10 protein-coding genes and 2 pseudogenes are annotated in these 10,193 nt (G+C 24.9%); 3 read left to right on the forward strand and 9 right to left on the reverse strand.

Annotated features, from left to right (window positions below):
- Positions 1 to 373 precede the first annotated feature (373 nt).
- The 3 genes and pseudogenes from QIA21_RS06560 to QIA21_RS06570 form a co-directional block, all read right to left on the reverse strand.
- A complete protein-coding gene (locus QIA21_RS06560; RefSeq protein WP_091973982.1) occupies positions 374 to 940 on the reverse strand; it encodes a chromosome replication/partitioning protein in 567 nt (188 codons plus the stop codon).
- Between the two features lie 159 nt (positions 941 to 1,099).
- Positions 1,100 to 1,222, reverse strand: a pseudogene (locus QIA21_RS07620) (DUF226 domain-containing protein); the annotation flags it as partial.
- A 9-nt stretch (positions 1,223 to 1,231) separates the two neighbouring features.
- Positions 1,232 to 2,392 (reverse strand): plasmid maintenance protein, encoded by a 1,161-nt coding sequence (locus QIA21_RS06570; RefSeq protein ID WP_418905777.1) that lies wholly within the window; start codon positions 2,390 to 2,392, stop codon positions 1,232 to 1,234.
- Positions 2,393 to 2,715: 323 nt separating this feature from the next.
- Here QIA21_RS06570 and QIA21_RS06575 point away from each other — a divergent pair, with 323 nt between their 5' ends.
- Entirely contained in the window at positions 2,716 to 3,654 is a 939-nt protein-coding gene (locus QIA21_RS06575; RefSeq protein ID WP_418905779.1) for an ERF family protein, read from the forward strand.
- Positions 3,655 to 3,780: 126 nt separating this feature from the next.
- On the opposite strand, the gene QIA21_RS06580 is transcribed toward QIA21_RS06575, so the two are convergent.
- Entirely contained in the window at positions 3,781 to 4,107 is a 327-nt protein-coding gene (locus QIA21_RS06580) for a hypothetical protein (protein ID WP_050581090.1), read from the reverse strand.
- 563 nt (positions 4,108 to 4,670) lie between these two features.
- Here QIA21_RS06580 and QIA21_RS06585 point away from each other — a divergent pair.
- Complete coding sequence (locus tag QIA21_RS06585; protein ID WP_418905778.1) at positions 4,671 to 5,465, forward strand: 5'-methylthioadenosine/adenosylhomocysteine nucleosidase; 795 nt, start codon at positions 4,671 to 4,673, stop codon at positions 5,463 to 5,465.
- 290 nt (positions 5,466 to 5,755) lie between these two features.
- Here the strand turns inward: QIA21_RS06585 and QIA21_RS06590 are convergent, their stop codons facing one another.
- The 4 genes from QIA21_RS06590 to QIA21_RS06605 form a co-directional block, all read right to left on the reverse strand.
- A complete protein-coding gene (locus QIA21_RS06590) occupies positions 5,756 to 6,055 on the reverse strand; it encodes a plasmid maintenance protein (RefSeq protein ID WP_418905772.1) in 300 nt (99 codons plus the stop codon).
- A 69-nt stretch (positions 6,056 to 6,124) separates the two neighbouring features.
- Positions 6,125 to 6,475 (reverse strand): hypothetical protein, encoded by a 351-nt coding sequence (locus QIA21_RS06595; protein ID WP_418905773.1) that lies wholly within the window; start codon positions 6,473 to 6,475, stop codon positions 6,125 to 6,127.
- A gap of 36 nt (positions 6,476 to 6,511) precedes the next feature.
- The gene (locus QIA21_RS06600) at positions 6,512 to 6,700 is read right to left on the reverse strand and encodes a hypothetical protein (RefSeq protein ID WP_418905774.1); all 189 of its coding nucleotides are present in this window, start codon (positions 6,698 to 6,700) and stop codon (positions 6,512 to 6,514) included.
- 208 nt (positions 6,701 to 6,908) lie between these two features.
- On the reverse strand, positions 6,909 to 7,061 hold the full coding sequence (locus QIA21_RS06605) for a hypothetical protein (protein ID WP_418905775.1): 153 nt from the start codon (positions 7,059 to 7,061) through the stop codon (positions 6,909 to 6,911).
- Positions 7,062 to 7,818: 757 nt separating this feature from the next.
- Here QIA21_RS06605 and QIA21_RS06610 point away from each other — a divergent pair.
- On the forward strand, positions 7,819 to 8,604 hold the full coding sequence (locus QIA21_RS06610) for a site-specific integrase (RefSeq protein ID WP_418905776.1): 786 nt from the start codon (positions 7,819 to 7,821) through the stop codon (positions 8,602 to 8,604).
- Positions 8,605 to 8,722: 118 nt separating this feature from the next.
- Here the strand turns inward: QIA21_RS06610 and QIA21_RS06615 are convergent.
- Positions 8,723 to 10,053 (reverse strand): annotated as a pseudogene (locus tag QIA21_RS06615) (DUF244 domain-containing protein).
- Positions 10,054 to 10,193 lie beyond the last annotated feature (140 nt).

Genomic DNA, 10,193 nt, shown 5'->3' on the forward strand with positions numbered 1-10,193 from the left:
ATTCTATTATTCTTTTTTTGCAAATTATCAAATTTATAGGTAGGTAAACTACAAAAGCTACACTACACTATTTGTAGTGTAGCTTAACTTATACTTAAAATCAATTTTTTTTTATACAACACCACAATCTATGTAATTTACAAAAACTTTTGAATTTAGAAAAATATTAAGCAAAAAAATTTTTACAAAACAAATTCGTATAAATTCATTTTAATCTATAGGGGGTTTAAGCCCTAATTTAGAGTGATATCACTCTAAATTAGGATATATATGAAATAAAATATAAAAATTATAAGAGAGCCTATTAATAACCTTTATTCGATCTAAATATATTACATATGTTGCATAATAGCTAACTTGCGTTGATCTAGAATTATATTTTTAGTTCGGCATACTTCTTCATAAGCTTATGAATTAAATCTTTTTGATTTTCAAAAATTTCGTTCATCATAAAATTAGTAAATTTAGAATTGCTTTTGTAAAAATCATAAATTTCTTGAGTTTTAAGTTGCAGCCTTAAAGGTTTTACTGGGTTTTGCTTAGATTTTTTTAACAATGGACTTTCTTTATCTTTTATATAATTAAAAGAATTATGAATACCATTTTCTATTACATAATTCTCATTAAGAACACCGTCTTGCAGTGCTGCTGCTAATTTTAAATACTTATATGCTTGACTTTTTGCGACATAAAATTCTTTTGTAAAAGCATCAAAACTTCTATATCCATCTAATTTATAGTATTTATTATCTTTGATTTCTTTTAAAATTCTAATATTCTCCACTTTATGGACTATTTCTTTTTTGAAATTGGCTTTTAACTTTTCCTTTAGTGTTTTGTAATAAGAAATTTTACTTTCATCAATAATTGAATTTTGTTCAACACTATTATTTATTTTTTTTGTTACAACTTTTATTTTTTTTTTGAATTTTATTGCCATAAAAAATCCCCTTTATTTCTAGAAAGTTTTTATAAAAATAAATTTTACATACATATAAAAAATTTTATCAAGAATGTCATTAATTGACACAATTGTTATTATTTTAGGTTTTTTATTATCCATTTTGTAAGTGGCCCTTGTTCTGGGTATTTTTTCCCACATCATTATTTTTGTATGGTACATTGCTTTACCATTTTCTTTTTGAATCAAAATAAACCGTTCTTTATTTTTGCACTCAACTTTGCATTTACCTTTTTTTGTAGGTTCAACTGCGGTTTCCATGTTTAATCTTTACACAACCTTTTTGCTAAATTCTTTTAACTTTAAAGAATTGTTTTCAATTTCTATTATTTCTAATAGTTCATAATAATATGTGCCAAATGCTTTTTTGTATTCTATTTTATTTTTGTTATTCAGATAAGTTTTTACAATTGGCTTTAGAAATTCAATATTTGCCTTTTCTTTTAGTCGCTCAATGAGGATATTGAAAGTGTTTATCTTCAAATTCTCATAATTTTTTTGTGGATTTTCTTTTTTCAATTCAATTGATTTTTCTAATTTGCGTTTTATTTTGTTTAAATCGTTGTATTTTTGATATTCAATAATAAAATGGGGTTTTAATTTGTAATTTTCATATACTTTTTTAAATTCTGTTTCCAGTTGTTTTGGATTATATCCTTTTTTTTCAAATTCTTTTTGGTTATCTTCTAAAATTTCTTTTAATTTGTTTTGCTTCTCTTTAAAACAAGGTTTATTTGAAAAAATCTTCTTATTTTTTGTTAGTTCAATTTCATATCTTTTTATGGCTTTAAATATTTTAATCAATTTATCTTTCTCAATATTTAAATTCAATAAAAGAAAGAGAAATTTTTTAGATAAAAAGTTACATTTATTGAAGTACTTTATTATTTGAAATTTTTTTATTGGATTGTCTCTCTTTTTTTCTTCTTCTTTTATATTATTATTTTTATTACTTAAACACTCCCCAATATCTACACTCCCATTTTTAGTAAATTTCTCTTTAAGGCCTATTTCAACCCTTTTCTGGTATCTTAAATCTTTTTTTTCTTGAAAGTATTTATTTATCTTTGTATGACACTCTTTTTTAGAAAAATTAAGTTGATAGTATATTTCAGTCCCAAAATTCACCCCTAAGTGTTTGTGATAATTGGTTGTAACTTTAAATTGTTTTTCTAATTCATAAAGATAATTTTGCAGTGTTTTTAGTTTAACGGGCGCCAGACCATTTCGTTTTAGATTTTCATTAAAGTAATAGAGTATGTTGCTTTGGGTATATTTTGGATGTTTTTTGTTTACATATTCTAGTGTTGAGATAAGAACTATTAATTTGTATTGGTGTTTGTTGTAGCAATTTGGACTTTTCTTATGGGTTATAACTTTTGTCACACTTTTTCTCCTATATGGCAATATATGTTTAATATTATAATGCATAATTTTTATTTAAAAGTAAACACTTTCCTAAAACATATTAAATTTTAATTATTAATATCATTAATTCAATACACTTTTTACTATTTAGTAAAAAAAATTGATTTTAAGCTTAAGTTAAGCTAAACTACAAATGATGTAGTGTAACTTTTCGGTTTAACTACCTATATGGAATTTACAAAAAATAATGATAAGGGTTTAGCTTAGTTCTTTTGATAAGAGAATATAGCTAAACCCTAATTTTTTGAAAAAGTTTTTGTAAAAAATTTGGTAAAAAAAAGTTTTTGCTATATAATTATTTATAACCATATAGGAGGTTGACGATTATGTCACACATAACAAATAATCAAAATATCCAAAATAATATACAAGCAGAAATTAGCTTTATAAGCGATATGAAAACCCTAAGAATGAACTTAGCAGGGATTGAGAAAAATCTTAAAGGATATGGCTATAAATATCAGAATTTCAATGATATAGTAGAAGAAATTTATAACGTTATTGAAAAGCACAATTTACAACTTGATTTTAAGCAATTTCCAACTTTTACACACGATCCGTATGGTAGAGTTCATATTGTTAGAACTACATTTTATAGTACAAATACTGGGTATAAAGACTCATTTGATACACCAATACTTACAGAAAATTTAAAATGGCATAATGAAAATAGTTCTAGAAATGTTAATACAACGCCACAACTTGTGGGCTCATCAATTACTTATTTCAAAAGATACGCCTTAGTAGCATATCTTAACATAAGAAGTGAAGTGGATACTGATGCAGACTCTAATAACAATAATTATGAAAACGAAAATTCTAATATGCCTAGCAAACAAGTTAGTGTTAATCAAGAACAAAAAAAAGACATAAATCAAAACCAAAATCAAATAAAAAACTTTAACAAAAAGTTAAAAATTGGAAAGTTTTATTGTTATGAAATTTTTAGAAACGCACTACTTAACTTAAGAAATTGGGTAAGTGAAGATATAGAAAAAAGTAATATAAATGCCCTAATAAGGGCGTTATGTGTTGATAATAGCAATCTTTTAGATAATATTCTTGAAAAAAATTCTAAGCTTAAAAGCATAGAATATTGGACAAAAATTTTAAAAGACTATTTCCAAAAAACTAATAGATTAGACGATCTAAATAAGTTTGAAAAATTTATTTCTGATAAGAAATACGCTTATAATACAAGCGTATTAAAATTTTTTTGTATGTTAAAAGAAGAAAGACAATTTGATTATATATTTTCATTGTAATTATTTAGATTAATGTCAATATTTCCCCTTATTGAGGGAAATATTGACTAATTAGTGAACTATTAACTAATTAGTGGACTATTATATATCTAAATCAAAGATTATAGAAATAATAGTTCACACTATCTATTTTTTATTTAAATTCTTTTCCAAATCATCTATCCTAATATTTAAATTATCTATTTTTTTATGTAAATTTTTTTCTGAAGTTTCTATCTTGGAAATTAAACTATCTATTTTTTTGTTAAAACTTTTTTCTAAAGTTTCTATTTTGTAGTTATAATTTTTTTCTATATTGTCCATTCTTAAATTTGAATTAATAATTAAATTATCTGTCTTTTTGTTAAGATTATTTTCTAAAGTTTCTGTTTTGTAATTTACAGTATCTAGCGCAAGCTTTAGATTATTTTCTACACTATCTTTTAGCAACTTTAAATTTTTTTTTATATCCACTATTTTACGCTTTAGCCCCTAATAACATAATTGTATTATGAATAAAAATATATTATCTTTTCACCAAAACCCATTTTTGTAAATTATTTTATATAGTGCAATTAATATTAGAATTATTGATTTTAGCGTTGTCTAAAAAGGGAAAATTACTAAGTGGCCTGGATTCATAAATTTCTGTACTAATTGCTAAACTTAGCAATTATCCACGAAATAATACTAATAAAAATAGTGGTGATAAAGGGTGGTACTGTTATCAAAACAAGAATACTTTTTATATAGTATTCTTGAAATATTGTATTTATAAGCGCTTTAGTTTTGTAAAATTCTTTTTTGTTTACGGCATTTAGCACCAGATTTACATTTTTTTCTACGCTAGTTTCTAGTAACTTTAATCTTTTTTACATCAATCACTTCGTGTTTATCCCCCTAATAACACAATTTTAATTGTATAAAAGGTGTTGCCTTTTTCCTAAAACCTATTTTTGTAAATCCCCTTTTTTTCCTTATAAGGTGTATATAATAACATTATAGATATCATTTTTACCATAAAGGAGTCCAATTCTATGGAAAAATTTTTGTTAAAAATTTTTGTTTTTTTGTTTGTTATTTTAAATAGCCATATTGCTTTTTCTAAAAACAGTAATGTTTTGATAGTAAACGCTATGGACTACGAACTCGAACAAATAAAAAAGCTCATTTCCAATAAAAAGGAAATAGAGCTTAAAGGCTACGGCCTTAGAAAAAAGATTGTAAAGGGCAATTTATCTAACAAAAATGTTATAGCTATTGATTGTGGAGTTGGGAAAGTTAATGCGGGCTTATGGACTAGCTACATTTTATCACAATACAAAATAAGCCATATAATCAATTGTGGAGTTGCTGGAGGTATTGTTAGTGACAAGTATAAAGATATTAAAATAGGCGACATAGTAATATCTTCAGAAATTGCATATCATGATGTTGATTTAACGAAGTTTGGCCACAAAATTGGCCAAATTATGGACTATCCACAAAAATTTAGTGCCGACATAAACTTGCTTAATAAAGCCACAAAAGTGATTAAATCAAAACTTGAGGGTTTAAAGGCGTATAAGGGCCTGATATTAACGGGCGACCAGTTTATTGACCCGGTTTACGCAATTAAAATTATAAAAAACTTTAACGATGTTGCGGCCGTTGAAATGGAGGGAGCGGCAATAGCTCATGTTGCTCACACATTTAATGTGCCTTTTATAGTTATTAGGTCCATATGCGACATAGTAAATAAAGAAAAAAATGAGGTTGAATATAATAAATTTTACGAATTAGCTGCAATTAATTCGGCCAAAATAGTACAAGAAATTTTAAAAATTCTTTAAGGGTAAAAATCGTCTTTATTGTGTTTTACGCGTCGTGAACAACGCCTTTAAAAGGGGTATTGGATTTTTTGTATGCGTTGTATAGTTAACTATGTTCAAACTCATAAATTTATACTTGTATTGTATTTTTTTGATAAAAGTTCATAATAATAATCTTTCAAAATATATACTTACCATAGTTATGGTAAGTATATATTTTTTGTATACAAATAGTTCTAATTTTTTAGCTCACGCTAGTCGCATTATTATTCATAATAATCTTTCAAAATTTTGGTTAATCAAGGTACTTTTCAAATAATTGCTTTTGGGGGTTTAGAAATTAATTTTTTTGAAAAATAGTCTTTTATTCGTAGACTTGTTTCTTCTAAAGAAAAATTCAGTCTATAGTGCCTTGTAAATTCACTATTTATATTCTTAGTACTAAGTTTAGTTATGACTTTTACTTTTTTTTCTAATAGGTAAAGGTATTTTTTCAATATTTTTACTGAGGTGATGTTTCTATTTGGGTGCTCAACAATGTTGTTTAGATCGTTTAGTAATTTTTCTAAGGAAAATTGGGTATTTACAAGGTTTATAAGCATTGCTATCATTTCCAATTCTAGTTATAGCACTTTCTCCTTTAGGTAAATGGACATGGAATTTTTAGAATATAACATATACTATTTGCTAAACTTAGTAATTATCCACCAAACAACACAAGTAAAAACAGTCGTAATAAACGGCGTAATTATTGTAAAAATAAGGATACTTTTTAGATAGTATTCATGAAACATTGCGTGCACAAAAGATTTAGTTTTGTAAAATTCTTTTTTAATGTCATTTATGTCGTTTTCTAGGTAAGTCATTTGGGTTTCTAAATTAAAAATTTTATTACCTAGGAGTGAAGTGTCTTTTGAGGTATTTTCTTTTATAGCGGATATTTCTTTTTTTATATTTTCTATATTATTGTAAATATTATTTTGTAAAAGATTTTTTTTATTATTAAAATTATATTTGTTAATACTTGACATTAAAAAAATCCTCAAATTTTGTATGAACAACTAGCATTAATTTTTTAAATCGCGAATTATGAGTCCTTGACGCTCATATCTATGAATACAAGACATTAGTAGCTCATTTTTTGTCTTTTTATGAATTTTACAAGCAGTTGCTTGCTTGTCTATTGTTCCAAAATGCATTTTACAAGAATTTATAAGTACAACAAAAACATAAAAAATAAATATTTTATTTTTCATGAACTCTCTCCAAATTTTAAAAAGTAAAGCAAAGATATATAATTACAACATGTATTTTTTAAAATACAAAAGAAAAAAAATTTCAAGAAACAGTTTCATTGTTTTTGAAACAATGAAATTACAATTTTTCAAGGATTTAAAAAGCTAATTTTATTACATTGTACTGTTACATTTTAACAAACTGCAAATGTAATACTAATGAAATTTTTTAGAATTCTCCATCACAAAGATTATCTTCTTTAAAACGGATTATAAAGGGCATACAAGGCAAATTTTTGAGTTTTTTATATATATTAGACGTAGTATAGTATATAAACCGAGCGATATCCTTAAAATTGCCATTTAAGCTTATTATATCCATACTACAGCCCGAATTTTGCACATAATGTGGGGCCTATTAGTTAATAACAACGCATTAGTTTTTGGCACAATTTAAATTGTAATTTTGATTAATTTTTATTAACTGAATGTTAACGTATAGAAAAAAGTCAATTTTGCATACATCAATATTTATTTGATTTAAATAAATAATACTGCAAATTTAACCCCGTAAAGATATTAAAAAATTAACAAAAACCATTAAATGAAAACAAAATCTTTTAATTACTAATTTAGAATAGCAAAATTAATAAAGTCTTTTTATAATGATTGTTACAACTTTACAAGTTACATTTTTATTTTTATCTATTTTTTCTTTTTTACTTGCCATATTACTGAAAAAAACTAACAAAACCAATTAATAACCAACTAGTCTTATTAGTTTTTATAAGGATATACAAAAAAACAAAAGACATTATATTTTAACAAAAAATTAGTAGTAAAATCCACAAAAATATTTTTGTTTTATTAGGATAAAAGATAGAGTCAAGAATATATAAATACAATGTATTCTCTCTTTCATTTTAAAGTTTTTGTTATATTTAGAATAACGTTTATGTAGATACATTTATGTACGCTTAAAAATTGTTTTTTCACTTACTACAGTTATTCTAGCCCAAATTTTGCATACAATTAAAAAAGTTTTAATTGACTAATATTGGTAATTCTTGATAAAATTTGGGGTAAAATTAATATAAATTGATATTTAATTTTGTTTGATTTAAAAGTGGGGCTAATTAATGAAAATTAACGATTATTTAGATTTTAAAAAAAACACTACAGAAGTGTTACTTAAGATTCACGATGATTATCAAAAAATACTACAAATAATAGATAAAAATAAAACCTTAAAAACCCGGATAAAAAAATCGACTGAAAATAAACAAGAAAATTCTAAAATCTCTACTAAACTGTACTTAAATCCAAAAACCAATCAATTAATTATAAAATGTGTAAAAACCTTAAAACAAATTGACCCAATATCTGGATGGTTTGTACATCTACTGCTAATAAGTGGGTGTAGGGGCGCAGAACTGCAAAAAGTAAAAATGCAAGATATTTCATCCTTTTTAAGCAAAACCGGAAAAACTTTATACAACATAAAAGTAAATGTGGTAAAAAAAAGAATTAATACTTGTGTTAGAGAATTTGTTATAAATTCAAAAGAATTTAATGCTATTCAAAAAGTGCATAAAGATTATTTTAAAGAAAAAAATCTTAATACAACCCGCACTTATTTTTTTCAAAAAACCAAACATAGATTTAAAAATAATCAAATTAGCATTGACCATATTGCTAAAAAATTCAAAAAGTTACTTAGAAAGTGGGGTTTTAGAGCAAATAAATCACTCCATTTATGTAGAAATTTGTTTATTTTCAATTTAAAATCTAACGGCTACAATTCTTTTCAAATTAAAGAACTTATGAAATATTCTTCAACATATGAAATTGATAATATTTATGGACTATCTTCTGCAAGTAAAATTCAAGCGTATGAGTGCATAAAAAATAGTATTGGCTTATAAATCACCTATCTAAGCTTAGGTGATTTATATCTTTATTTTTGATATATAATCTATATTAACTTATTTGCTATAACAATTTTTTTCCGTGTATTTGCTATAACAATTTTTTTCCGTGTCCCTATTCAACGGGGACACGGGTACTATTTAAAACGCTATATTCTTAGAAAAGAATACTTTTTCACATGTTGGTAATAGGCTCTTTACCCTATCTGAAATCGCCCTTTTATTAGGGTCATAATTGAACATAAATTCTCTAAATTTATAATTTACATTATTAATTAGTGGATATTTACGCATGATTTCATCAATTTTAATTTTGAGTAGTTCTTTAATGGGTTTTTCTTTTTTTCTGTTTTCATTTTGAATTTTGTTCAGTTCTACTTTTAAATTTTTAATTTCAAAAAGAGAACACTCAAGGTTTATAGCAGACTGCTTGGTTTTAATCTCAAGGTCAACGCACTCAACATACTCTACAAATTCATTTATCCAATTAAACTCAACTCCAGATTGATAAAAATCACTATTTACTACCAATTCTTCAATAAAATTTATAAAAGTATGATTATCATCATTATGTGACATTAATAAATTGACCGCATTATTTTTCCCAATTTTATTTCTTAAATTGATAATTTCCAATTCACAGTTATTAACAAATTCAAGCACTTTTGATATTAAAGAATCATTTCTTTTTATCTTGCAATTAATAGGTGTTGCACCTATTAAAAAGAATAAATTGCAATTCTCAAGCCCAGTACATGCCAACTGCATTTGTGCTTGTACATAGTATTTGAAAAAATACTTGTTACTTAAGAAATTGCCATTTTTATTGTACTCTTCAATAGCGCTACTCATATAATTAGAATCGCTACTTTTAATCTCTAAAAGTTCTAAATCACCATTATTATTAATAAGCCAACCGTCAATTGTTGAGCCCACTAAAGTTTTTGAATTTCCCATTTTTTTGAAATAATTATATTTATCAACACCATTGGCATATTTATTTTTATACAAAACCGCAATATTATCACCGTGTACCTTTATAAATTCTCTAAATCCTAAATTTTCTAACTCTTTACCCTTGAGCATATACAAATTCTCTTCAAAAGGCATACTCATACCAAAATATTTAAGCACTCTATTTACCATTAAATCTTTTAGCCCTACGCCACCAATAAGAATATTTCCTACTTCACTAGCACCGTATTTATCAAGTTTGTTTCTCTGCAGGCTAAAATCAAGATTTCGGTTAAATTTAAAACACTCTCTACTGCTTATTCCTGGTAATTTTTTACCTATCTTGCTTAATTTACTTTTTTCTTTAGTTGGAGTGGATTTTTCTTCAAATACCTCGAAGCCAATAAAACTTTGTTGCTTAACATGTATTATTCTGGATTTTCTGTTTATCTTGTTATTTTGTATTTCTTGATTATTTGTTATGTGTGACATAATCGTCAACCTCCTATATGGTTATAAATAATTATATAGCAAAAACTTTTTTTACCAAATTTTTTACAAAAACTTTTTCAAAAAAAAAGAAGTGGGGACTCAGAGAAACTCTTACTAAAGAATTTTATTAAGTTCCCACT

The organism is Borreliella japonica (assembly GCF_030438115.2).
Lineage (GTDB): Bacteria > Spirochaetota > Spirochaetia > Borreliales > Borreliaceae > Borreliella > Borreliella japonica.

Coding starts and splice junctions, on each gene's coding strand:
- QIA21_RS06575 (WP_418905779.1), top strand. CDS start 2,716: ATGTCACACATAACAAATAATCAAAATATCCAAAATAATATACAAGCA.
- QIA21_RS06600 (WP_418905774.1), bottom strand. CDS start 6,700: ATGAAAAATAAAATATTTATTTTTTATGTTTTTGTTGTACTTATAAAT.
- QIA21_RS06610 (WP_418905776.1), top strand. CDS start 7,819: ATGAAAATTAACGATTATTTAGATTTTAAAAAAAACACTACAGAAGTG.
- QIA21_RS06605 (WP_418905775.1), bottom strand. CDS start 7,061: ATGGATATAATAAGCTTAAATGGCAATTTTAAGGATATCGCTCGGTTT.
- QIA21_RS06595 (WP_418905773.1), bottom strand. CDS start 6,475: ATGTCAAGTATTAACAAATATAATTTTAATAATAAAAAAAATCTTTTA.
- QIA21_RS06590 (WP_418905772.1), bottom strand. CDS start 6,055: ATGATAGCAATGCTTATAAACCTTGTAAATACCCAATTTTCCTTAGAA.
- QIA21_RS06570 (WP_418905777.1), bottom strand. CDS start 2,392: ATGCATTATAATATTAAACATATATTGCCATATAGGAGAAAAAGTGTG.
- QIA21_RS06560 (WP_091973982.1), bottom strand. CDS start 940: ATGGCAATAAAATTCAAAAAAAAAATAAAAGTTGTAACAAAAAAAATA.
- QIA21_RS06585 (WP_418905778.1), top strand. CDS start 4,671: ATGGAAAAATTTTTGTTAAAAATTTTTGTTTTTTTGTTTGTTATTTTA.